Here is a 23,371-nt window from a genome sequence, read left to right as displayed (position 1 = left end):
TTTAATGAGACCCCTGTCTCTTAATAATCTTGCGATCACGTTGTCTAAATGGTGAGTTTGTCTGGCCATAGCGGTGTACTTTTCCCTTTAGAAATGAGTGCGGCGGTCAGCCTTTATTTCATCTAGGCGCGAAGGTACACAGGCAATATGACAATAAGATTAATCCGCTTGTACGCAGCTAAACACAAAAAATAATGGCATCCGCCTCTCTAGCCCAAACAAAAGCCCATCGCTATAACAATGGGCTTTTGTTTGGGCTTTCAACGTTGAATAGAGTGGCTAGAACACCCGCCACTTCGACTTTATTTGATTAAGCTAACGTCAAAATCTTCAACACTCACTTGCAAAGCCAGCGTATCAATCTTGTTTTCCAAATCACGGATATTGACCTCAAGCTCTGGCAGTGTAAGCGTATTGTTATCGAGAACGTAGACCTGCTTTAAGCTGTGGTAATAAAAATAAAGAACCACGATGGCATCACGGTCATTCTCTTCAACGCGCTGCTTTAATGACTTTAGCTTTCTATAGATACGGTTCTGGATCGATTTTAATCGCCATACATAGTAAACCTCGACAAAGTAAGGCGTACTTTTTAGGTAAGAGAGCACCACACCACAGACGATCACAGCCCCCACGACCCCCATCAGGTTCAAGTGGAAATTCCCGGTCGACTCGCCCGGTACTTGCTGTGCACCAAACATAGCAATGAGTATGCTACCAAAACCTACAGATAATACCGCTAGTGCCCCTACTAGAACGACCGTCACCAAATTAAGGCGTTGTTTATAAACTGATTTATCTATGTTGATTAATTGCATACTTTAAATCTATTAGCGAAATATTCACCCATGATACCCCATATTTACAGCCATAGGCTAACGGTTCCATTGGCCGGTATCCGTAGCACTCAACGTCTTTGTCGCCTTAAAAAACAGAAGGGTAAAAAATTATCACATACACAATTGTACAATCGCGCTTATGAGCATATGATGGCAATTGTGTCGGTCTTAACACGAATATATTCCCAAAAATAAACGGCAAGCGACGTCAACTAAACACGACAAATAGGGAACCCTTTTAGGGGCACTCTTCGGTATGTTAACACCATTTTGTAGTGCCGCTGTTGTCCCTGTCACGATGGCGAAACGAAAGGCGGTTATCGCGTTTGTGGGAATAATATTAACAACAGCCATTGTTGGCGGTGCTATCTTCCAATACGTGGTTTAGATTTGACGCGTCACCATTGTGGGTGACGCGACTCTTTGATGAAAAGGTAATAATCATGATGGATGAAAAATATATCGATTCGCTAAAAGCCTTATCGGAGCCCAACCGATTACGCTTGTTTTGGTTATTTCTTCATGTCGATAAGTGTATGGCCGTCGCAGAAGCGATGGACATTATTGGTGACACTCAATACAACGTGTCTCGAAATCTCAAAATGCTCTATCGCGCTGGGTTACTAAACCATGAAAAGAAAGGGAAATGGGTGTTTTATACCCTAAAAGAGCAAAGTTCCGCTCACTGCAAGGCATTGGTCGATTCGGTTAAGTTTTTACCAAAAGACGAGTTTGAAGAAGTCACGACACGCTGCGTACTTCGTTTGTCACTCAGGGTAAATGGTGAGTGTGTCTTAGGTGCGGATACCGACACCTGGCGCGACGCACTCAATGGGTAACTCACACAATGAAAAAGCTTACTAAAATTGAATTGGATAACCTTTTAGAACAACACACGGCATGGTTGGAAAATAAAGGGGGTCAACGCGCCGATTTAAGTTATACCGACTTGAGTCACATGGATCTAAAAGGCTCCGTATTGCAATGCGCTAACTTAACTCGCACCAATTTTAACGATGCTCTGCTGAATGCAGTAGACATGAGAGATGCTGACATTACGTATGCAAGTTTTAGGCATTCAAACCTCACCGATGCAAACTTTCAAGACGCTGATTTACGTAATACCGATTTTCGCGCTGCCCGGTTGCGAAATACCAATTTTCATCGAGCCGATTTGTATCGTGCTGAATTTGACGATACTGGTGTAAATAAAGCGATGTGTCATCTACCTAAGTTAACCAATACACTCATTGAATTGCGTGACGTTAATCGACCACATTGCTCAGACCCTTTATGATTATAGGTAGACGGTCCAAGTTTTACGTCCTAATCCCTCACGTAGATAGCTTTACTGGCATCATTAGCCAAATTTAAGCATCATGCATTTCTCACATACCAGAACTATAGACATTACCTGTCAATAGGCACCAGCTCAGTTGGGGCGGCTTCATTCTCATCATTGGTTAATGTCGTTGGAAACAGATACCTGTCACTCAAAGGAGCTCTACTAGAGCCACCTGCTTACAATGCCTTCAGTTGAACATAACTAAGTCATTGTTTATATGTTCAAAAAACACTAACAATTTTGATTAGTAATTTATAATGCATTGTCACGTCAGTCATGTATATAATTATATAGAGCTAGAAATTACGTTGTACTAGGTAACATTGAATGTTAATAAAAAAAATGGACGCACCAAAAGATATGCAAATCGGTGCGTTGTTTGACACCAAAAGGCATGGTTCCGTCACCGTTATTGAGTATTACAATACTCATACGGTAATTGTCGCCTTTGAGAACACAGGTAATATTCGAGCGACGACGGCAGCAAAGCTTCGCAGTGGCCAAATAACTGACCGCTCCGTACCGGCACAGTCTTCCATGGTAGGCAAAAAAGTAGAATCCTTAAAGCACGGTATATTGACAATTAAGAGCGTTGAATCAGAAAATATCGTTGTTTTACAAAATGAAAATGGCGAAGAAGTGAGAATGCTACTTCCTGCTGTACAAAAGATGAAAGAACAAATAAATGAAGACATTGAAAATGATGATGAGTTGGAATTACCAACATCACTCAGTGCGCTCACTAAGAGAAATAAGAAAACAAAAGATGTGAACTCTCTTCTTAAAAAAATGATCACTGAATATGGTAAGTAAACACTCATTCATAATATATAAGCAACTGCTCACACAACTCGTGATCACACTTTATTATCCTCTCTAAAACTCTATATTTTCGATAGTCGCCACTGGGCTTTGATGCGATCATTTATGCGATCTGCGTCACAAGGTCATTTTGACTTTGTGACGCAGATCGATACCAATTTCTACTATTTTGGGTAACATCGCTCCAACAAATACGTGAAACGATTATTTTTAGATCAACTAACCCTATAGAGAAATATTATGAAAAAGATTCTGGTTGTATGCGGAAATGGCCTTGGCACTTCATTAATGATGGAAATGGCGGTTAAAGAAGTTGTTAAGAAAATGGGATTTGAAGCTGAAGTTGATCATGAAGACTTATCATCAGCAACATCAAGTAATGCAGATATCTGGGTAGCAGCAACCGATGTTGCTGGTCAACTTAAAGAAGCAGGAAAAACTAACATCGTTAGCTTATCTAATATTTTTGATAAAGTATCAATCGAAGAGCAATTAAAAGCGATCATCTAAGGTTTATATAATGGCTAATTTCTTTGAGTTTATGCTTGGCTTATTAAAAGAGCCAGCAATCATGGTTGGATTAATTGCTTTCATTGGCTTAGTTGCTCAAAAAGCAGATGTTTCAACCATTTTAAAAGGCACCATTAAAACCGTAATGGGTTTCCTAATTTTAGGTTTTGGTGCTGGCGCCCTTGTTGGTGCGCTTAATAACTTTTCTGTTGTATTTACGGAAGCATTTGGTGTAAGTGGTGTCATTCCAAATAACGAAGCGATTGTTGCTTTAGCACAAGAAGCTTTTGGTTATGAAATGGCATTAATAATGTTCTTTGCCTTTGTTGTCAATATTCTTTTAGCACGCTTTACACCGCTAAAATATATATTTCTAACGGGTCATCACACTATGTTTATGTCTATGTTGGTTGCTGTGATTTTGTCTACAGCAGGCATCACAGGGACGGCATTAGTTGCCATTGGTGCGATAATTGTTGGTTCATTGATGGTCATCATGCCAGCGCTTGCCCAAAAATATACCGTCAAAGTAATGGGCACTGACCAGTTAGCAATGGGCCACTTTTCAACGCTCTCTTACTTAGTTTCAGGTTATATCGGCAGCAAGTTTGGTGATACATCTAAAACAACAGAAGACATGAACGTACCAAAGAGCTTAATGTTCTTACGTGATACTCCAGTAGCCGTTGCTGTCACCATGGCGATCTTTTTCTTGTTCGCCTCTGTTTTTGCCGGTGGTGATTTTGTAGAAACGGTCTCTGGTGGTCAAAACTGGGTCGTCTTTACCTTTATTCAATCGCTCACATTTGCAGGTGGTGTCTACATCGTTCTGCAAGGTGTTAAAATGCTGATTGCAGAAATTGTCCCTGCATTTAAAGGAATATCTGACAAGCTTGTACCGGGTGCAAAACCGGCTCTAGATTGTCCAATGGTATTCCCTGTGGCACCAAACGCGGTGTTGATTGGTTTCCTATCTTCATTCTCTGCTGGCCTAGTCGCGATGGGTATCCAAGGCATGTTTGATTGGACTATCATTGTTGCGGGTGTGGTTCCACACTTCTTCGTTGGTGGTGCTTCTGGTGTATACGGTAACGCGACAGGTGGTCTACGTGGTGCCATTTTAGGCGCATTCGCTCAAGGCCTATGTATCTCATTCTTACCAATGCTTCTTCTTCCAGTGCTCGGTAACATTGGTCTTGAGGCCACTACCTTTGCTGATTTTGACTTTGGTGTTGTCGGTCTAATTCTTGGATGGATTGTATCATGAGCCTTATGAAACTAATCGGCGATAACATCGTTATCTCTACTGAAGAAAACCTAAGCGTTGATGCAATACTCGACATCACATGTTCAAAACTTATTGAACATGGCAAGGTGAACGCTTCTTACTTAGAAGCCATTAAACAAAAACACCAAGAAATTGGCGCTTACTATGTCCTTGCACCAAAAATTGCTATGCCACATGCTCGCCCAGAAGATGGCGTTAATGAAGCAGCACTTCAAATCACAGTATTCAAAAATGGTGCAAACCTAGAGTCTGACGATAATGGGGATGTTTACTTCTCTGTGACATTGGCTGCGATGGATTCAGACAGCCATATTCAAACGATTATGGCATTGTCAGAATTGTTCCAAAATGAGGGCGATGTGGATGCCATCATTGCGGCTCAGTCGAAAGACGAGATTGTTGAGATCCTAGAAAGATACTAGTCGTCACTTTTGCCGTTATTTCAATAAAGCCCTCTATCTAAGAGGGTTTTTTTTCCTTTGAATGGGCCGAAAAGTACAGAGTAATAGTCATGTAAATGAATATGGAAAGGATATGACTAGCACGATGAACGATGATCGATAATAGCAATCGGTGCATTTTCCAGGGCCTCGTTTAGTCATTTATTTAGTCGTCATTGTCCTCGTCATCATCCAAGATGAATTCAAACAGATTGCCTTACCGCCCATTCCAAAACACTGGGATTAGCACTTTTTCATAGAACCCGTTGCCGACCAGCATCCTATTCCCATAATAGATAACAATGTTAATGCACAGGCACCCATTCAACGTTGGTACACGGCCAACGAGTTAGGTATCAACGTCATTGTACAAAGAATACAAACTACCGAACCAATGCGTATTCTGGTTGAACACGATTGCCGCCGGGGTCAAGGTTTTCTATTTAGTCAGCCGCTTCCCATTGCCAAATACATCGAGTTTTGTCAAACAAAAATCCAACAGTATTGATCGATAAACTCAATTGGTTAAGTTTGTAATAAATGACAACCCCGCCCACTTACAGACACAAAAAAGCCAACAGCGAATGCCATTGGCTTAACCTATCATTTCGATGCCGAACACAAAGGAGTCGTATACTCTCATCTGAGACACGACCCTTATAGGCAAGGCTCTACGCCGATACTGGCGTGACTTCCACTTGCGTTTCCTGCTCAGCATCGTCTTTATTAAAACCATCATGCAGACGATAGTAACGCTGATAAATAATGCCGCTGATGGTCATCATAATGGCAGGGAGACCGATCATCATGAACTCCAGTCCATTGATCGTACTTGCTGATTGTTCAACATTAGGCACATATCCAACCACCGTCAGTCCCATACCGACAATGAAGCCACCAGCTGCACCGGCGAATTTTACTAGCATGGTTTGAACAGAGAAAATAACACTTTCGCTGCGACGGCCTGTTTTGTATTCACCGTAGTCAACTACATCTGCCAGCATGACCGTTTGTAGTGCGTTGGCGATACCCACACCGAACTTAATTGCGGCCCCTGCCATACCAATCATTAGCGCACTTGCTGGTGCAATAAAGCCCATCAATAGCAGTAACACACAAGACAATACTGGGAAACCACACGCGATTATCCATAGATATTTACGAGGGAGCGTTGATGCGATGCGAGGGAACAAGAAGACACCAGCAACTTCTGCAATACCTGCCACCATCATGTAAACAGGGAATAAAGAAGCATCACCAAGTGCGTAAGAGAAGTAATAAATCGCGAAGCCACCTACTAATAAGTTAGCAATTTGGAATGACAACACAGTACCGATTAGCGCTTTAAGTTGATCGTTTTTGCCAATGATCGTTAACACGTCTTTGAAGCTAAATTTCTCGACCGGTTTTGCGTTTGCAGGCGCTGCTTTCTCTTTTACGTTACGAGCGATAAGGAAGGCACTCATAACAAACAAGACTGCAATCAACATCGCGACATTGAAGAAACCATCACCTTGGTTACCGTTACCGAGCTCGCCGACAATGTGAAGGCCATAAGTCCCGGTAATGAACCAAGCAAGGCTTGCGAAAAGGCGAGGCCAAACAACCAACTTTTCACGCTCTTGACGAGAGCTAGAAAGCGCAGGAATCATCGACCAGTAAGGGATATCCATAATGGTGTACGTGAGTCCCCACAAGATATATGCCGCGGCTGCGTAGATATAAAGTGTCGTACCTTCAAACATATGGGTACTGAACAGGCCAACCAATACGATAGCGTTTAATATGGTACCAATGACGATCCAAGGGCGAAATTTACCAAATCTAGAGCGTGTATTATCAACAATGACACCCATCATTGGATCCGTAACGGCATCGATAATACGTGCCGCCAAGAAAATAGTACCGACGAAAGCGGCTGACAACCCAGCCACATCCGTAAAATAGAACATTAAGAAGATGTAAATAGGTGCACAAGCAAAATCTTTACCCAGTGCGCCAAGGCCGTAAGACAGCTTAGTTTGTAGTGTAATTTGGTCAGACATAATAATTCCTTGGTGTCGTGCCGCTATTCATCCTCCTCACGAGACTTCATAACGCCGACGTCTTATATTTATATTTCGACGTTCATGCTACCCACACACTTGATGCCTTACTGTGATCAAATACCTGTTTATGGAAACGTTTACAATCAAGATATCAAAATGAGACATCGAACATCTTATAGCCTCCAAACAAAGACTTGAATCACATTATTTACACTAATTTATCAAATCATTAACTCAACCTCACATGAAAACGATTCCAAATGAGTTAACGATAGATATAAAAAAGCCGCACAAACCACTCGTTTGTACGGCGCAAATAAACCGGTTAGAAATCACTCAAAAAAATAGTAAATATGGGTTAGCGAATACGTTCAAACTTCACTAGCATTGCGGTTTCCGCATCAAGAATCGGCATCGTTAAGCCGATTTCCTGGCACCATTGACCAGAAAGCTCACAGCCTGAACTGGCCCAAGGTGGTTGATAATTAACGATATCATTATAATTTTCAGGCTGGTCCAATACCGAAATACGATAGACCGCTTTTGGATCTAAGCCCGGCACTTTTAAATGACCGCTCAGCGAGTTGGTTGGCATACTCAGCTGAGCGAGCATCACCACGGCTTCGGATTGATCGTTGGCGACGACCGCATGGATCTGGTGAGCTTTATCGTCGGTTGGAACGCGCCATGTTCTACCACTGTGCAGCAATGGTCGCAACATTTTGTGCAGCTTAATGTAACGTTCAAACCCTTGTTTTTCAGTTTGCTCTTCTTTAACCGGATCCAGTTCGATCCCCATATGGCCAAACAACGCGGTTAAGCCACGGAACTCAATACCATGACGACGACGTGTACTGTGACAATGACTCGCACCAATATGGCTACCCATGACCTCAGGCGGGAAGAAGTAGCTCATACCTCGCTGGATAGTCTGACGTTCCAATGCATCATTGTTGTCGGATGCCCAAAAACGATGTGTACGTTTCAACACTTCAAAATCAATACGTCCCCCACCCGCCGCGCACGACTCAATGTCCACGTTAGGGTGTGCCAATCGAACTTTATCCACTAGCGCATAGTAACGCTGTGTTTGCTTGCACGCCGCGGCTTGACCAACGTGAGCAGGCTGAACGACTTCACGGTTCATATCCCACTTGATATAAGCAATATTGTAAGTCGACAAGAAATAATCGAGTCGCTCAAACAAGAAATTGAACGCGTCATCATTTTGCAGATCAATGACGTACTGGTTACGACCCGTTGGCTGCTCATAACCCTCAATAGCTAATAACCAATCAGGATGGGTACGAAAGAGATCGGAGTCTTTATTGATCATCTCCGGTTCAAACCACAAGCCAAATTCCATACCGAGTGCATTCACGTGCTCGACTATCGGTTGTAAGCCATGTGGATATTTGTCTTCACACAGAAACCAATCGCCTAGCCCAGCTTTATCACCGTTACGCCCTTTAAACCAACCGTCATCAATGATAAACCGTTCGACGCCCATCTCTGCTGACTCACTTGCCATCGCCATGATGTACTCTGGGTCATGATCGAAGTAGATGCCTTCCCATGTATTCAAATGAATGGGGCGAGGCTTATGATGAAAATCACTTGGTAAAATAGTGTCGCGAACGTGCGAGTGAAAATGATGACTCATTCCATTCAAACCTGAGTGACTATAGCTTGCGTAAAGCCACGGCGTCGTCAGGCTCTCTCCCTCTTTGAGAGCGACTTCACCGGGCAGGTAAATAACTTCAGCTTGCATATAGCGGCGGCCATCGGCCTTCACATCCACACGCAATCGATGATTTCCGCTCCAAGCGAAATGGAAGCCCCACACATCACCTTGCATCTCATCAAAGTGTGCGTTGCCTGCAACTAATGCCGGGTAGTGCTCGTGGGAAGTACGACCACGACGATTTTCTTGTTGGTAACCGCCTTGTTGTAAAGGCTGACGAACCGTTTGGAATTCATTCACCCAACGCCCGTAGTACGTCATTAACTCGTTAGCTCGCTCAGGTAGAGGTAGCGTATTGGCAAGACGATTGACTTGATAAGTACCGGCTTTAGTGTTGGTCAGTGTATGACGTGTTTTCACCACATCATGGACATCCAACTGAAGCTCTGTCTTGAGCGCTAGACCGGCTATCGTATCTTCACTTTCGACGACTAACCCATCCTTACCTTGTTCAATACGAGTGATAATAAATACTGGTGACCAATCTTGCCCATTGCGGTGACCTTCCACTCCTGGGCTACTGAACACACCACGCCCAAGCTCAGGGCTTAACGTCATAGAAACATCGTTATCTAAACGGCCATAAGGCACAGGGCGATGTAAGGCGACACGACAGCTTTCGAGATCGCCCGTGACCTTTTTACCCCAATGTAGGATCTCCGCATAGTCACCCAGCTCTACGATCAGTTGAGTCTGTGCACCTGCCAGCTCAATCACGGTTTTATCAATCATCTTGTCTTACCAAAAAAAGGAAATTACGTTGCATCATAATGAAAAGGATAAAATAATCTGTGATCGGCTCCATAATCGTGAGAACGTTTCCAGCTTTCAATTTATTCTATCGGATGGATCACGATATGATAGTCGGCCTACGCATAAGTGAGGTCTAAAGAAGGCTTGATCACAGCTCTTCTTTAGACATTACGTCAAACCCAACCTTCGGTAGCCCATTCGCAGCACGGTAGTGTAACCAAGTATGACAGGTCTCTACAGCGCACAATCCAATCTCCACGGATACTATATCGCCTATACAGTGGCTTTATTGACCCTCCCATTTCCACTCATTTAAGTAAGCGTTTCCAGAGAAGCCTTGTTTATATTGATGAATAAAACACCATAAACGAGCGATACCAGCGTAATATCCATCCACTGAAATCGTAACGACCTCGTTGACGTAAAAATGCCAACCTCGTCATGGAAACGTTTCCAGATTTTATTTACACTGCTCGCGAGTGATGACTCAAACCCAACGATGAATCCACTAGCACATGAGTAGGAAAACCATGAAGGCATTTTCAGATATTCTCCAAAGACGCGACTGGGAAAACCCACAATCGGTGAATGTTCACTGTTTGAAAGCACATAGTCCACTTTCCAGCTTCCGCGATATTGACCATGCCCGCGAAGGGATTCATGCTCAACGCCAATCATTAAATGGCCAGTGGTCATTCAAACTATTTGATGCGCCAGAACAAGTCGACGGTGAATTTATTCAGACCGACTTCAATGACGGTCACTGGGATAAGATTACCGTCCCATCAAACTGGCAGCTTCAAGGCTACGACAAGCCTATTTACACCAACGTAAAATACCCATTTGACGTCAATCCTCCATTGGTACCAGCAGACAATCCAACCGGCTGTTATCGCACCACACTCTCCTTATCAGAAACCGATCTGACCAATACGCAACGCCTCATCTTTGACGGTGTCAACTCTGCCTTTCACTTGTGGTGCAACGGAACGTGGGTGGGATATAGCCAAGACAGCCGATTACCTTCTGAGTTCGACCTTTCACCCTACCTAATTGCAGGTGAGAACACGCTGGCCGTAATGGTGATGCGTTGGTGTGACGGCAGCTATTTGGAAGACCAAGATATGTGGTGGCTAAGTGGTATTTTCCGCGATGTGACCCTGCTTTCCAAACCACAACATTGCATTGATGATGTCTTCATCACACCAGACTTAGATGCGTATTTCCGTGACGGTTCGCTGTCTATCGTGACGCATATTTCTGCGCCAGACACCTTCCAAATACAAGTCCAACTGTTTGATGGTGAAGAGGCCGTTACTGACCCTAGTATTGAGCGTCCACATAACCGTCGTATTGACGAACGTGGTACCTGGGATGACGTGATATATCAAACCCTGCACGTCCGTGAGCCAAAAAAATGGACAGCAGAGACCCCTAACCTTTACCGCTTGGTGGTTTCTTTATTAGATGAAAACGGTGCACACGTTGAAAGCGAAGCCTATCCCGTGGGTTTTCGTAAAGTGGAGATCACCGACGGCCAGTTAAAACTGAACGGTAAACCGCTTTTGATCCGGGGTGTCAACCGCCACGAACATCATCCAGAGCTTGGTCATGTGATGACTGAAGAAGATATGATCCGTGATATCTGTTTGATGAAGCAATACAACTTCAATGCCGTTCGTACAGCGCATTACCCTAATCACCCTCGTTGGTATGAATTGTGTGACCAATATGGGCTTTACGTCTGTGACGAAGCCAACATTGAAACGCATGGCATGCAGCCAATGAGTCGTCTTTCAAGCGACCCACAATGGGCCCACGCGTACATGAGTCGCTATACCCAAATGGTCATGCGCGATAAGAATCACCCTTCGATCATCATCTGGTCGTTAGGTAATGAATCTGGGCATGGCAGCAATCACAATGCCATGTATGCGTGGTCAAAAGACTACGATCCTTCGCGCCCAGTCCAATATGAAGGTGGCGGTTCAAACACCACCGCTACTGACATCATTGCCCCTATGTATGCTCGCGTGGATACGGTTATCGAAGACGATGCCGTACCGAAATGGCCAATCAAAAAATGGATTTCGTTGCCAAATGAGACCCGTCCATTAATCTTATGTGAATACGCTCATGCCATGGGCAATAGTCTGGGCAGCTTTAACGAGTATTGGAATGCGTTTCGCGAGTTCCCTCGCCTGCAGGGTGGTTTTATTTGGGATTGGGTTGACCAAGGTCTGAGCCAATGGGATGAGAGTGGCCAACATTTTTGGGCCTATGGCGGCGACTTTGGCGACAAAATCAATGACCGACAATTCTGTATCAATGGGTTAATCTTTCCAGACAGAACAGTGCATCCAACGTTAGAAGAAGCCAAATTCTGCCAACGCATGATAACCGTATCACTTCAAGATCAAGCAAAGGGTCATTACAAACTTCTCGTCACCAACGAACACCTATTCCGAGCCACCGATAATGAGCAGTTAAACTGGTCACTATTAGAGAATGGCGAAGTGATTCAAGTAGGTACCTTACCGCTACACATGGATGCTGATAGCCAAGTAACCCTGGAAGTCATTGTCGATTGGAAACCAAAAGCAGAAGCGCAGTATCACTTAAATACTGATATCACCTTTATCGAAGCCGTTGCTTGGGCGCCAGCGGGGCATATCGGCGCAAGTGAGCAATTTAGCTTGGTCAACACGGCAGGCCTCGTAATACCGACGCCAAGCGTGCAACCCGCACCGATGCTAAGCCAACAAGGCAGTTCGATTACCGTCGCTAGCGACGATGAGCAGCATCAATGGCGATGGGATACTCAAACTGGCTTGATGATCGATTGGATGGTCGATGGCAAGACGCAACTCCTTGCGGCTCCGCAAGATAACTTCTTCCGTGCTCCGCTCGATAACGACATTGGAGTGAGTGAGATTGACAATGTCGATCCAAACGCTTGGACGTGTCGCTGGGATGTGGCTGGTATTGGTCAGTGGGAACGTGCCTGCGTGAGCTGCCATAGTGAAACGCTGGCACACACCGTAGAAGTGACGTCCATATTTGCCTATCACTTCAACGGCGAGATTCAAGCCGTCACGACTTGGACACACTCACTACGCAACAGCGGTGAAATGCAATTGGCCATAGACGTTAAGCTCACAGAGAACCTGCCACCAATGCCGCGTATCGGCTTGGAGCTGCAAATGCCTCTGAACGAGGAAAATGCACTCATCACATGGCAAGGTTTAGGGCCTTTCGAAAACTACCCAGACCGTTTGGATGCGGCACGTTTTGGCTTATACACTCAACCACTAGAAGCGATGCATACCTCGTATATTTTCCCTACCGACAGTGGGTTACGTTGTGGTACTCAATGGCTAACCGTCAATGAGCTGACAATCACGGGGGACTTTCAATTCAGCGTAAGTCAGTTTGGGCAGCAACAGGTAGCAGAAGCCAAACACACTAACGAGTTAATAAAAGAAGAGAAGATTTACGTTCGCTTAGACCATCAACACATGGGCGTGGGCGGTGATGATTCTTGGAGCCCAAGTGTGCATAAAGCGTTCCAGCTAACGGACAATCATTATGCTTACCGAGTGGCATTTAAACCCGCTTAGTTACTCATTTATCCCTTGACTGATTATGCTCGGCATTCTGGTGTCACCTTATCCCCAAGCTTTGGCTTGGGGATTTTTCATTGAATCCTCTCCCAAACACGCTAAAAGCTTGATGTATGATTGCTATTGCCCTTTAACTGATTGAGTTCATCCACATTACATTGTTAAATAGCCTAAATTCTAGATTCTGAGCTCCCAATGGCTACCATCAAAGATGTCGCAAGAGAAGCCGGCGTATCGATCGCAACTACATCACGCGTTATCAACAATGCCCCTCACACCAGTCAATCTGCCATTGTTGCGGTAAAACAAGCAATGGAAAAGCTAGGCTATAGACCTAACGCCAATGCGCGTGCACTTGTCAGTAAATCATCCAACGCGATGGGGGTATTGGTCAATGATATGTCAGCCCCGTTCTTCGGAACCATGGTCAAAGCCATCGACACCATTGCGAGCGAGCAGGAAAAACAGTTATTAATCGGCAGTGGGTATCACGACGCCATCAAAGAACGTAACGCCATCAACTTATTGATCAACAGCCGTTGCGAATCATTGGTGGTGCATAGCAAAGGCATGTCGGATGACGAGCTGACAAAGCTGGCGACGGAAATACCCGGCATGGTGCTTATTAACCGAGTGGTTGCAGATATCGCCTCTCGTTGTATTGCGCTCGACAACCGCCAAGGCTCTTATATCGCAACGGAACATTTAATTCGTAATGGCCACAAAGATATCGGCTACCTCTGCTCTAATCATGACATAGAGGATGCACACGATCGCCGTGAGGGTTACTTTGATGCGCTGCGCGCCAACGGTATTGAGATTCGTGAGGAGTATATAGAGTACGGTGAGCCAGATGAAACTGGTGGTGAGCACGCTATGGTTAATTTGATGGCAAAAAACACGCCCATCACAGCCATTGCTACCTACAACGATTACATGGCAGCAGGGTGCATGACACTTCTGCAAGAAAACTCAATCCGCATCCCAGACGACATTTCAGTCATTGGTTTTGATGATGGTCATATTGCCCGCTACATATACCCTCGCCTCACGACCATCCGCTATCCGATTCAAGTCATGGCTAACGAAGCCGTGAAACTATCATTGCAACTGGCTAATAACGAAGAGACCGATCAGAAAGCCCTCAAGTTATTTATGCCAATTTTGGTTAAACGCTCTTCTGTAGGCCGAGCCAACATTACGAAATAAAAAACAGCACCGGCTATGGGTGCTGTTTTTTTATTTATATCTTTAGAAGTGCATTCCGCCACCAAGGCTGATGTCAGCGCTAGACTGCGACGCTAAGCCTTATTAATACTCAGCCTGATGGTCTTGGAAATAAACGTCTGCGTCCATTTTTTCACCACCCGCGAGTGTGCATTGATTAGACGATTCTTGGAACGTACCGCCGTTAGCAATACAAAAGCGTCCAGCTTCATTTGTTGTATTAATCGGTATATCGTTCTCACCTTGTGTCGCGCAGCCCATTAATGTAAGCGCGGACAAGAGCGTTAGTAGTACAAACTTAATTTTCATCGGTTTACTCCGTAATACATGATGGGCAAGTCTCTTCGTGCTTTAAGGCATTGCCGTGATCATATGGCTCGTCTTTTTCCAAAGCCAATGGCTTAGTAATAAATATTCAATTGTGTTGACCACCTTTGGTAAACGGCCTCATCTTCAAGCAGACAAAGCCATTGGAATATCAACACTTTTATCCAGCGCTATAGCACCACAACGTTGTGGCTGGTCGCCAAATATCGAGCTTGAAAGGCTGCAGGGTGCTTACAAACCGGACAACTGTCTAGCGCATTATGACCATAATGGACATGCCCACATTCTTCGCAGATCCACTCAACCGCATGCTTGCTGTGATACTCAAGATTCGACTCAACTCGATATAATAAATCTCTAAACATATCGGCATGACGATGTTCAATCGTACCAATTCCCATAAACAATGCCTCTATCTCTGGCAAGTTGTCATGACGAGCAGCTTCGGCAAAATCAGGATACATGACAACATCTTCATAACTCTCTCCGTCAATAGCTGACTTGAGTGCGAATTCAGTGTTAATGGCCTCCTCTCCTTTTGCCGCCATTAGTGCTCTAAAAAATAACTTGGCGTGTACCTTTTCATTGCCCGACGCGGTTCTAAAGTGACGAGCAATGTCGCGATACCCCTCTTTTTCTGCCAGTTTCCCAAAGAGCTCATACTTAGTGTGCGCGACGCACTCACCAACAAACGCTTTAGCAAGGTTAGCTTCCGTAAGGCTAGACGTCGTACATGTCATCGAATGACCACAACACATTAGCGCCCCGCCACCAACTTTTTGGACTTCCACCTGGTTGCCACAACTATCACAACGGTATACTTCATTTTTATTCATTTCACTTTCCCGCAATCATTCAATACTCAATGGCTTCAGCGCTATACGACCCGCTATTCTTGTTCTTCAATCATATTTCGTAAATTTTTGTCGTGGTTTTCATGCTTTATTGAATGCTGCGTTTTTTGTTTATCAAGTTGGTGCTCCATCGCGGAAAAAGCTCGTAGCATGGCGTGTCGAAACTCCGAGCCACGTTCTTTAGCAAACAAGTTTTTCTTATCGTGATGAATGGACAATTCACACTCAAACTCTTGATAGCTTTCATGATAAATAATATGACAGCTCGCATTCTCTACATCAGGAGAGTGCCCCTTTAGATGCTCAAAGCGATCGTTAATTAATGTTGTCATAGATTCAATCAGGGTAATGCCTTTCGATGTAATATTCATAATATGTCTCTTTAATAATGGCCAGGTGAATTAGGTTTCACCTCCGTTCTCATTTCTTACTGACATAATAGTTTTTCGTACTAATGAGCACTATTGAATAGAACTACAAGATGAATTTAGCGGTGTTTAATAGATACGGTATGACGAAAATATTTTAACTAAACTTGTCGCAACCGATGTGAAATATGGGTCACCATCAACGTGCAATACACATGTTTACTGAATACGCACGTTCAGTGAATACTGATAGATGGTGACACTCTCTACATTTCAATTTATTGACGAAGCAAATCCCTTTGTTCCAATGTTATTCCTCATCCCAAGACGGCAGTGAGCTTCCTAATGGCGATGCCGGTTTATTCCAGTATGCGGGGGTGACTGAGTACTCAAGTACAGGTTTAAGGTGAGTAATGACACCAAATGGAGACGGAGTGTCAATGGCATGATCACTTTCATGCCCACCTTTTAGTATGCCACCTAGAAACGCTTTGAATGCAGGTAGGCTTTTAACTTGTTGAGTTTTTGGTCGGTCTTGATACCACATCGCTGTTCTCGTTAGCGCAGCGCTCACATGTTGGCTTCCCCCTTTCGTTGCACGAATATGCAGTGCCTTGAGCACACCTATCGCCCCCATAATACCCGTACTATAATCATTTAATGCACCATATGGGAAAGGAAGCGGTTGCTCATCTGAACCAATCTCCATCATCATGCCTGTTACCGCTTGACCTAGGTTTTCCCAGCCTGGTCGATTCGCCCACGGACCGCCACCATACATGCTTTCCGTAACAATAATTAAGTTCGGGTTAAGCTCCGTCAACGCATCAAAGCTCAAGCCAAACTTTTCTTGTAAACGACTTGGTGAGTAACCATTAACAAATACGTCGGCGTCTTTGATGAGTGTTTTAAGCGCATCTAAATCTTCTGGCGTATTGAGGTTTAATTCTACATTCTTCTTACCATGACCAGTATCTAAGACATTAAGCGGCACTCGCTCTGCACCAGGATTAGAGACATGAATTACGTTTGCTCCTTGCTCGGCCAATAAATTCGACATAGACGGCCCCGCCAGAACATGACTTAAATCGACAATTTTGATGTCGCTCAATGGTCGCTCACTCTTTTGGAAAGGAACCACAACCCCTGTCCCTAAAGGTGTCACTTCGAAAGGTGTGATAGATTCTAAGTACTGCCCTTGTTCCGTCGCTCTAAATTCTTCTCTCGTACGATGAATGGCGCAGCTCAGCCCTTCAGCGTTTAACTGCTCTTCCCATTCTTGTGCCGTTTTACTCGCGTACGCCGCATCCACTCTGTCTTTAGTCGGTGAACAATCTAGTACTTCTAGTGTTTTTTCATGTAAGCGGTTAAACGTGTTCATCGTTTCAATAAAACGACCATCCTTCGTTTTATGAGTCAACGAAGTATTGCGACTTAGGCCTTCAATATTTTGAGGTTTACCATTAATGTGAATGAAGAATGGACGATACATTTGTTCCATTGCTCGCTCATGGTCAATTTCAATGTGTTGGCCTTGTCCTGTTTTCTTTTCCCAAATATTCGCGACCAATAAGCCTTGCATCATAATTAGTGAGGAATAAGCGTTACTGCATGGCCGACTGATAGAGACTAAATACCTCTTCCGCGGTTAAGGTGCGCGGATTGCCACCCATACAAACATCATCCATCGCCTTTTGTACCCAACCATCAATATCAGCGTCCTCTATTCCAAGACAAGCTAGCCCTGATGGGATACCAACCTCGGCTGACAGTTTACGAATGCAATCCACGGCGAGTGACGCGGCATCATTATCATTAAGCCGTGAGGTGTCTCCCCCCATAGCTTCTGCTACCGCCCTATATGCACTTGGTGCGGTTTGAGCATTAAATGCACTCACCACCGGTAGTAAAATTGCATTACAAACGCCATGCGCCAAATTATGCGTCGCCGACGGTTGATGAGACAAGGCGTGAACGGCGCCTAGTCCCGCTGAGTTAAATGACATCCCCGCTAAAAACTGCGCATCTGCAAGGGCAGAACGTGCTTCTATGTTCGATCCTTCTTTGACCGCAACAGGCAACCATTTGGTAATCAATTTAACCGCTTCAAGCGCTGTCGGGAGAGTAAGGCGATGTGCGCCTGGCGTTACAATGGATTCAATGGCATGCGTAAGCGCATCCATCCCCGTCGCGGCAGTGACCGATGGTGGCAGGCCCACCATTAACGAGGGATCATTGACCGCAACGTCTGGAATTTGTTTCGTATCCACTAAGACCATTTTCACTTGGTTCACTTCATCGGTGATCACCGAGTTAGACGTCATTTCAGCCGCGGTCCCCGCAGTAGTATTGATAGCAATAAAGAACGCGCCTTTATTCTCAACCAAGCCCACACCATTATAAGCGGTAATGTCCTTGTCATTTGATGTGACAATGCGAATCGCTTTTGCGCAGTCAATCGGGCTACCACCACCCACGGCAATCAAGCAATCACAGGCATTTTCTTTGTAAAACTCAGCCCCCTCATTGACTAGGCTAACGGTTGGATTGGGAGTGACATGATCAAACGTGACATAGTCGAAGCCTTTATCATCCAGCGCCCGATAAAGCGAACCTAATAGACCTAACTCAATCAGGTTTTTATCGGTCACTATCATGGCTTTTTTCACGGGTTGGGCATCTAACACCGTCACAGACTCTTCCACTGCACCGACACCACATAATGATAATTTGGGTAAATTTAATGCAAACACCATATTCATTCCTTTACGGTAAGAGCCCGACGTATCGAGCTATTCTCAATGACTTATCAATTACTTCTCAACTCGTAAACCATACGTTTTGAATTTATCTAACACATGGTTCATTTCTTGGTCTGGAAGAACCGGTACGTTTGGTTGAATCGCCGCGCACTTTAGATAAAGCTCCGCTAAGACTTCCGTTTCATGGGCCAACCACAATGCTTTTTTCAGGTTTTCGCCGACCGTGATCATGCCGTGATGCTGAAGAAGAATCGATTTACTTTGTCGAATACCTCCATCTACATAGTCAGCCAGCTCAGGAGAGCCAAAGGTAGCATAAGGTACACAAGGTATTTCCGTCGTGCCCGATGCTGCAACCATATAGTGGATCGCTTGGATTGGACGATTGAGTATAGAAACGGCTGTCGCGTTAACGGCGTGGTTGTGAACAACGGCATGGCAATCCTCTCTCGCGTTATAACATGTTAGATGGAATGCCCATTCGCTAGACGGAATTTTGCCTTCCTCAAATTCACCTTGATTACTCACAAAAACAATATGATCCGGAGTCAGCTTTTCATATTCGATCCCTGTTGGCGTAATCAACAAGCCACCTTCAAAACGAGCCGAAACATTACCCGCTGTACCTTGGTTCAGCCCCAATTTCGTCATTTCTAAACAGGTATCGATAATATCTTGTGCTATTTCATTTCTTGTTATTGTCATCGTATTACTTCCTTAAACTGGCGTGACGCCTTTCTTTAAAATGATGTTTCCGTATTTGGCGGTTTCGCCCGTGAGTACAATTGCAAAGCACTTTTCGGCACGGTCGTAAAAATCAAAACGATCCATTTGCTCTAAAGCGGGCTTATTTACCGTGGTCTTGGTAATGGCTGCCATATATTTAGATTCGACGGTTGGATCAAGCTGATCCCCTTCTACCGCCTGCATCATAACGAGGGGGGATTCGCAATAAGCGTCGAGTTCAAACAGCGGCAAAGTGCCTGCTAAGAGCGTATCGATATTCACCCCATCCGCTCTTAAGACAACATGTGATCCAAACGTCTCTGCAGGAAAATGAGCATCAGCGAATAAGATTTCATCGCCATGCCCCATTCGACTTAATACGGCAAGCAGGTCGGGGCTTATTGCCGGATGTATTCCTTTAAGCATGGTGCATTTCCTCCAATAACTGCGCGTATTGCTCACGGTTCTTTGATGGGGCGATCACTTGATAAGATGGCTTCATATTGTCTTGAGCGTGATTGGCATCAATGAAGACCTCTGCTCCAGCAAAGGCGTACATCGCCGCCCCTGTTACCGTTGCTTCTGGTTGTTCAACGACATGAATAGGGATCCCAACAATATCCGCTCTTATTTGGTTCCACAGCGTATTCTTAGACCCACCACCCACCACCATTAAACACTCGGTGTTTAAGCCGCAAGTCGAGGAAAGCACATCTAAACTGCGAGAGAGTTTGACGGCGAGCCCTTCCAGTGCCGCGCGATATATTTCACCTCTCGTGGTATTAATGGATAAACCGGTAATCGCGCCACTGCCTTGACCTTTTTCATCCAGTAAAAAAGAGGGGTCAAATCTCACGCCATTCGCACCAATAGGCGCAGTTTCGCCTTCTGCGACCATCACGGCGTATTTGTTTGCACTCTCGGCAATATCAGCAAAGTAGGTGTCGGCAACCCACTCCATTACTGCACTAGAGAGCCATTGGATAGCGGGGTTAAACAAGCCGTTTTTCGCGTCCAGTTCAGTTGTCATGCCGTCTTTGAGGTAGTCTGGGTTTAACTGAGGGCGTGGCGACCGGGCCATCAAAATCTCCCACGTACCAGAGCTTAAGAAAGACTGATTCTCTTTGGCACCTGAGCCAAATAATGCAAACTGAGTGTCATGACCTGCCGAAATCACCGGTACTCTATTCGGAATGCCTAACAAAAAGGCAACGTCGTCTTGTAAGCGACCTACGATTTCGCCCGCTTCAACCATTGGTGGAAAGTGCGATTTCGTCAGTTCTAAATACTGTAATACTCCTTCATTCCAGTCACCGCTATCGAGATCGGTCATCATCGACGTCCCAGCCATCGTGCGGTCAGTAGTGAACTCACCCGTTAGCTTTTGAGTCAACATTGAGGAAATAAACACCCATTTGTCCATATTGCGATAGACGCTTGGCTCATTATCTTTCAACCACTTAAGTTTGAATAAAGTATTAAATGAGTAGTCCCCAATACCATTAGCCAAATACAATTCATCGCGGTCAATATCTTGCGCGATCTGGCTCATCACTGGCGCGGTGCGAGCGCATTTCCATGAAATAATGGGATAGATCTGCTTTCCATTTTTATCGAAGGGCGCACCATCCACCCCAAATGTAGTGACAGAAACGGCGACAATATCCGTTGAATTGATTTGAGCCGTCACTTGCTTTGAACATTCAACCAATTTTTTCCATATTTGTTGGAAATCCCAAACATGCTTTGTGCCATTTTGCAGCGTCTCGTTAGCGATATAATGTGACGCAACGATGTCACCTTTTTGATTGATTGCAATTGAGCGAACGTTGGTGGCACCGCAATCAAGAATAATAGTAATCGACATAACTCCCCCTTAAGGCCTGCCCCAGAAAGGGACAGGCAAATTAGTTACCTACTTAATGACCAATTCATTACTTATAGATAGGGCCGAAGTTTTGACACGCACGGTAATCTTGTCCCTCTACGTCCTGACCAAATGCAGACCAAGTATGTGGGCGGAAAATATCTTGGCTATCAACGTTATGCATAGAAACCGGAATGCGCAGCATAGCGGCAAGCGAAATCAAATCAGCACCCACGTGCCCCGAGGTGATCACACAGTGGTTAGCACCCCAGTTCGCCATGACGTCATAGACGGACTTAAATGTGCCTTCTCCGGTCAAACGTGGCACGAACCAGGTCGTCGGCCAGGTGGCGTTAGTGCGTTCATTTAGAATGTTATGCACGTCTTCCGGCAGTTCAATAGAGTGCCCTTCCGCAATTTGCAGCACAGGACCAATACCAGCAATAATGTTGACTCGGTGCATGGTAAACGGCATACCACCTTCTGTGAGGAACTGAGATGAGAAACCGCCCCCGCGGAAATATTCTTCAATGGCAGGACACCATTTCGTCGCATTGAGAGACGCTTCCACATCCGCTTGCGTTAACTCCCAATGCGGTTTCATTGCTGGCTTACCATCTGCTGTCTTGGCTTTGCCTGCACCGTCTAAGGCAGCAGAACCTGAGTTAACAAGATGCAAGAAGCCTGATTCAGGGCGAGTGCCAGTCACACGCTCAACCGCATCTTCAGACCAGTAAGTACGAACATCGTGGAAGACCTGTGCTTCACCCGTCAGTAATTTACCAAACATCATGTTGACGCCATTCAATGCATCATTTTCTGTTGCCACACAAATGGGCTCACGAATGCCGTTCCAATCGAATGAAGAGTTTAAAATGGCCTCAGAAAAGTCACCATTGGGTAGATGATCGGTCCAATGACGTTGACCTTGGAAGCCAGCCAATATGGCGTTATGCCCTAGCGACTCTTCACCAAAACCTTGTTCTTTGAGTTTTGGGTTACCTTGCATCAAATCACGCATGATCATGGTCATCTTAATGACCGTATCCCAATCTTCAGCCTTACGTTCTTCGGTGAACGGGGTACCGTTGTAATCTTTGCCTTCTTTACACCAATCTCTCACCCAAGCGCGCGCCAATTCAAACTCTTTCTTGTCGAACACTTCGCGATCCAAACGGCGTTTGATTTCCGTCATATCGACATATTCATTACGCATGCCCAGATATTTTTGGAAGAACTCTGGGTTAACCACAGACCCAGCGATCCCCATCGAGACCGACCCCATAGAGAGGTAAGATTTGCCTCGCATTGACGCAACCGCTAACCCTGCTCGGCAGAAACGGAGGATTTTGTCTTGCACGTCATTTGGAATAGATTCATCACCTGCATCTTGAACTTCTTTGCCATATATTGAGAAGGCAGGTAAGCCAACTTGGGAGTGACCGGCCATCGCAGCCGCAAGATAAACCGCACCTGGACGTTCTGTACCATTGAATCCCCAAATCGCTTTTGGTGTATGCGGGTCCATATCAATGGTTTCCGTGCCATAACACCAGCAAGGTGTCACCGTGAGCACAAGGCCCACATTTTCACGTTTAAACTTGTCAGCCGTCGCAGCGGATTCAGCCACACCACCAATACAAGAATCCGCTAACACGCACTCCACTTTTTCACCGCTCGCATGACGGATATTCTCTTGAATAAAATGCGCCGCCCGTTGTGCCATCCCCATGGTTTGTTCTTCTAAAGATTCCCGAACCCCCATTTGACGACCGTCGATAGTAGGACGAATACCGATTTTAACTAACTGTGACATAATTGATGTTCC

At 45.0% G+C, this 23,371-nt stretch carries 21 protein-coding genes; 9 read left to right on the top strand and 12 right to left on the bottom strand.

The window, feature by feature from the left end; genetic code table 11:
* Nucleotides 1–302 precede the first annotated feature (302 nt).
* Nucleotides 303–818: a DUF3087 domain-containing protein gene (locus tag ACE1OE_RS03760; RefSeq protein ID WP_102471803.1), complete on the bottom strand. Its 516-nt coding sequence runs from the start codon at nt 816–818 to the stop codon at nt 303–305.
* Between the two features lie 277 nt (nt 819–1,095).
* Between ACE1OE_RS03760 and ACE1OE_RS03755 the strand changes: the two genes are divergently transcribed.
* The 7 genes from ACE1OE_RS03755 (at nt 1,096) to ACE1OE_RS03725 (ending at nt 5,226) form a co-directional block, all read left to right on the top strand.
* Entirely contained in the window at nt 1,096–1,227 is a 132-nt protein-coding gene (locus ACE1OE_RS03755) for a hypothetical protein (protein WP_449210198.1), read from the top strand.
* 55 nt (nt 1,228–1,282) lie between these two features.
* The gene (locus ACE1OE_RS03750; protein ID WP_449210197.1) at nt 1,283–1,678 is read left to right on the top strand and encodes an ArsR/SmtB family transcription factor; all 396 of its coding nucleotides are present in this window, start codon (nt 1,283–1,285) and stop codon (nt 1,676–1,678) included.
* A gap of 8 nt (nt 1,679–1,686) precedes the next feature.
* Nucleotides 1,687–2,136, top strand: coding sequence for a pentapeptide repeat-containing protein (locus ACE1OE_RS03745; RefSeq protein ID WP_372060671.1), 450 nt, complete (start codon nt 1,687–1,689; stop codon nt 2,134–2,136).
* A gap of 390 nt (nt 2,137–2,526) precedes the next feature.
* Nucleotides 2,527–2,997 (top strand): hypothetical protein, encoded by a 471-nt coding sequence (locus ACE1OE_RS03740; RefSeq protein ID WP_449210477.1) that lies wholly within the window; start codon nt 2,527–2,529, stop codon nt 2,995–2,997.
* Nucleotides 2,998–3,246: 249 nt separating this feature from the next.
* Nucleotides 3,247–3,516: a PTS sugar transporter subunit IIB gene (locus tag ACE1OE_RS03735; RefSeq protein WP_449210196.1), complete on the top strand. Its 270-nt coding sequence runs from the start codon at nt 3,247–3,249 to the stop codon at nt 3,514–3,516.
* A 10-nt stretch (nt 3,517–3,526) separates the two neighbouring features.
* Entirely contained in the window at nt 3,527–4,783 is a 1,257-nt protein-coding gene (locus tag ACE1OE_RS03730; protein ID WP_449210195.1) for a PTS ascorbate transporter subunit IIC, read from the top strand.
* The gene (locus tag ACE1OE_RS03725) at nt 4,780–5,226 is read left to right on the top strand and encodes a PTS sugar transporter subunit IIA (RefSeq protein ID WP_449210194.1); all 447 of its coding nucleotides are present in this window, start codon (nt 4,780–4,782) and stop codon (nt 5,224–5,226) included. The genes ACE1OE_RS03730 and ACE1OE_RS03725 overlap by 4 nt, the downstream gene beginning before the upstream one ends.
* Nucleotides 5,227–5,915: 689 nt before the next feature.
* Here ACE1OE_RS03725 and melB read toward each other — a convergent pair.
* Both melB and ACE1OE_RS03715 read right to left on the bottom strand, forming a co-directional pair.
* Nucleotides 5,916–7,289 carry a melibiose:sodium transporter MelB gene (gene melB, locus ACE1OE_RS03720; protein ID WP_102471811.1) on the bottom strand — a complete coding sequence of 458 codons (1,374 nt, stop codon included), beginning with the start codon at nt 7,287–7,289 and terminating at the stop codon, nt 5,916–5,918.
* Nucleotides 7,290–7,650: 361 nt separating this feature from the next.
* Nucleotides 7,651–9,768 carry an alpha-galactosidase gene (locus ACE1OE_RS03715; RefSeq protein ID WP_449210193.1) on the bottom strand — a complete coding sequence of 706 codons (2,118 nt, stop codon included), beginning with the start codon at nt 9,766–9,768 and terminating at the stop codon, nt 7,651–7,653.
* 551 nt (nt 9,769–10,319) lie between these two features.
* On the opposite strand from ACE1OE_RS03715, the gene ACE1OE_RS03710 reads away from it, so the two are divergent.
* A complete protein-coding gene (locus tag ACE1OE_RS03710; RefSeq protein WP_449210192.1) occupies nt 10,320–13,409 on the top strand; it encodes a beta-galactosidase in 3,090 nt (1,029 codons plus the stop codon).
* 198 nt (nt 13,410–13,607) lie between these two features.
* Nucleotides 13,608–14,621 (top strand): substrate-binding domain-containing protein, encoded by a 1,014-nt coding sequence (locus tag ACE1OE_RS03705; RefSeq protein WP_449210191.1) that lies wholly within the window; start codon nt 13,608–13,610, stop codon nt 14,619–14,621.
* 102 nt (nt 14,622–14,723) lie between these two features.
* On the opposite strand, the gene ACE1OE_RS03700 is transcribed toward ACE1OE_RS03705, so the two are convergent.
* The 9 genes from ACE1OE_RS03700 to ACE1OE_RS03660 all read right to left on the bottom strand — a co-directional run bounded on the left by ACE1OE_RS03700 (nt 14,724) and on the right by ACE1OE_RS03660 (nt 23,359).
* Entirely contained in the window at nt 14,724–14,948 is a 225-nt protein-coding gene (locus ACE1OE_RS03700; RefSeq protein WP_449210190.1) for a hypothetical protein, read from the bottom strand.
* Between the two features lie 188 nt (nt 14,949–15,136).
* Nucleotides 15,137–15,802, bottom strand: coding sequence for a ferritin family protein (locus tag ACE1OE_RS03695; RefSeq protein WP_449210189.1), 666 nt, complete (start codon nt 15,800–15,802; stop codon nt 15,137–15,139).
* 53 nt (nt 15,803–15,855) lie between these two features.
* On the bottom strand, nt 15,856–16,191 hold the full coding sequence (locus ACE1OE_RS03690; protein WP_449210188.1) for an HPF/RaiA family ribosome-associated protein: 336 nt from the start codon (nt 16,189–16,191) through the stop codon (nt 15,856–15,858).
* Nucleotides 16,192–16,498: 307 nt separating this feature from the next.
* Nucleotides 16,499–17,773, bottom strand: a complete 1,275-nt coding sequence (locus tag ACE1OE_RS03685) for a CoA transferase (protein WP_449210187.1) — start codon at nt 17,771–17,773, stop codon at nt 16,499–16,501.
* Between the two features lie 19 nt (nt 17,774–17,792).
* Complete coding sequence (locus ACE1OE_RS03680; RefSeq protein WP_449210186.1) at nt 17,793–18,944, bottom strand: iron-containing alcohol dehydrogenase; 1,152 nt, start codon at nt 18,942–18,944, stop codon at nt 17,793–17,795.
* 57 nt (nt 18,945–19,001) lie between these two features.
* Nucleotides 19,002–19,655 carry an L-fuculose-phosphate aldolase gene (locus ACE1OE_RS03675; RefSeq protein WP_449210185.1) on the bottom strand — a complete coding sequence of 218 codons (654 nt, stop codon included), beginning with the start codon at nt 19,653–19,655 and terminating at the stop codon, nt 19,002–19,004.
* 12 nt (nt 19,656–19,667) lie between these two features.
* A complete protein-coding gene (gene fucU / locus ACE1OE_RS03670; RefSeq protein ID WP_449210184.1) occupies nt 19,668–20,102 on the bottom strand; it encodes an L-fucose mutarotase in 435 nt (144 codons plus the stop codon).
* Nucleotides 20,095–21,543 carry an L-fuculokinase gene (fucK, locus tag ACE1OE_RS03665; RefSeq protein ID WP_449210183.1) on the bottom strand — a complete coding sequence of 483 codons (1,449 nt, stop codon included), beginning with the start codon at nt 21,541–21,543 and terminating at the stop codon, nt 20,095–20,097. Before fucK ends, fucU begins: the two co-directional genes overlap by 8 nt.
* Before the next feature lie 67 nt (nt 21,544–21,610).
* The gene (locus ACE1OE_RS03660; protein WP_449210182.1) at nt 21,611–23,359 is read right to left on the bottom strand and encodes an L-fucose isomerase; all 1,749 of its coding nucleotides are present in this window, start codon (nt 23,357–23,359) and stop codon (nt 21,611–21,613) included.
* Nucleotides 23,360–23,371: the final 12 nt, after the last annotated feature.

It is taken from the genome of Vibrio sp. E150_011 (genome assembly GCF_053544015.1).
This window is presented reverse-complemented; position numbering and strand designations above follow the sequence as displayed.

What these genes read in the sequence shown, in the direction of transcription:
- ACE1OE_RS03760 (WP_102471803.1), bottom strand. Translation starts at nt 818, where the DNA reads ATGCAATTAATCAACATAGATAAATCAGTTTATAAACAACGCCTTAAT.
- ACE1OE_RS03745 (WP_372060671.1), top strand. Translation starts at nt 1,687, where the DNA reads ATGAAAAAGCTTACTAAAATTGAATTGGATAACCTTTTAGAACAACAC.
- ACE1OE_RS03715 (WP_449210193.1), bottom strand. Translation starts at nt 9,768, where the DNA reads ATGATTGATAAAACCGTGATTGAGCTGGCAGGTGCACAGACTCAACTG.
- ACE1OE_RS03725 (WP_449210194.1), top strand. Translation starts at nt 4,780, where the DNA reads ATGAGCCTTATGAAACTAATCGGCGATAACATCGTTATCTCTACTGAA.
- ACE1OE_RS03690 (WP_449210188.1), bottom strand. Translation starts at nt 16,191, where the DNA reads ATGAATATTACATCGAAAGGCATTACCCTGATTGAATCTATGACAACA.
- melB (WP_102471811.1), bottom strand. Translation starts at nt 7,289, where the DNA reads ATGTCTGACCAAATTACACTACAAACTAAGCTGTCTTACGGCCTTGGC.
- ACE1OE_RS03750 (WP_449210197.1), top strand. Translation starts at nt 1,283, where the DNA reads ATGATGGATGAAAAATATATCGATTCGCTAAAAGCCTTATCGGAGCCC.
- ACE1OE_RS03660 (WP_449210182.1), bottom strand. Translation starts at nt 23,359, where the DNA reads ATGTCACAGTTAGTTAAAATCGGTATTCGTCCTACTATCGACGGTCGT.
- fucU (WP_449210184.1), bottom strand. Translation starts at nt 20,102, where the DNA reads ATGCTTAAAGGAATACATCCGGCAATAAGCCCCGACCTGCTTGCCGTA.
- ACE1OE_RS03740 (WP_449210477.1), top strand. Translation starts at nt 2,527, where the DNA reads ATGGACGCACCAAAAGATATGCAAATCGGTGCGTTGTTTGACACCAAA.
- fucK (WP_449210183.1), bottom strand. Translation starts at nt 21,543, where the DNA reads ATGTCGATTACTATTATTCTTGATTGCGGTGCCACCAACGTTCGCTCA.
- ACE1OE_RS03710 (WP_449210192.1), top strand. Translation starts at nt 10,320, where the DNA reads ATGAAGGCATTTTCAGATATTCTCCAAAGACGCGACTGGGAAAACCCA.
- ACE1OE_RS03705 (WP_449210191.1), top strand. Translation starts at nt 13,608, where the DNA reads ATGGCTACCATCAAAGATGTCGCAAGAGAAGCCGGCGTATCGATCGCA.
- ACE1OE_RS03735 (WP_449210196.1), top strand. Translation starts at nt 3,247, where the DNA reads ATGAAAAAGATTCTGGTTGTATGCGGAAATGGCCTTGGCACTTCATTA.
- ACE1OE_RS03680 (WP_449210186.1), bottom strand. Translation starts at nt 18,944, where the DNA reads ATGGTGTTTGCATTAAATTTACCCAAATTATCATTATGTGGTGTCGGT.
- ACE1OE_RS03675 (WP_449210185.1), bottom strand. Translation starts at nt 19,655, where the DNA reads ATGACAATAACAAGAAATGAAATAGCACAAGATATTATCGATACCTGT.
- ACE1OE_RS03685 (WP_449210187.1), bottom strand. Translation starts at nt 17,773, where the DNA reads ATGATGCAAGGCTTATTGGTCGCGAATATTTGGGAAAAGAAAACAGGA.
- ACE1OE_RS03755 (WP_449210198.1), top strand. Translation starts at nt 1,096, where the DNA reads ATGTTAACACCATTTTGTAGTGCCGCTGTTGTCCCTGTCACGATGGCG.
- ACE1OE_RS03700 (WP_449210190.1), bottom strand. Translation starts at nt 14,948, where the DNA reads ATGAAAATTAAGTTTGTACTACTAACGCTCTTGTCCGCGCTTACATTA.
- ACE1OE_RS03730 (WP_449210195.1), top strand. Translation starts at nt 3,527, where the DNA reads ATGGCTAATTTCTTTGAGTTTATGCTTGGCTTATTAAAAGAGCCAGCA.
- ACE1OE_RS03695 (WP_449210189.1), bottom strand. Translation starts at nt 15,802, where the DNA reads ATGAATAAAAATGAAGTATACCGTTGTGATAGTTGTGGCAACCAGGTG.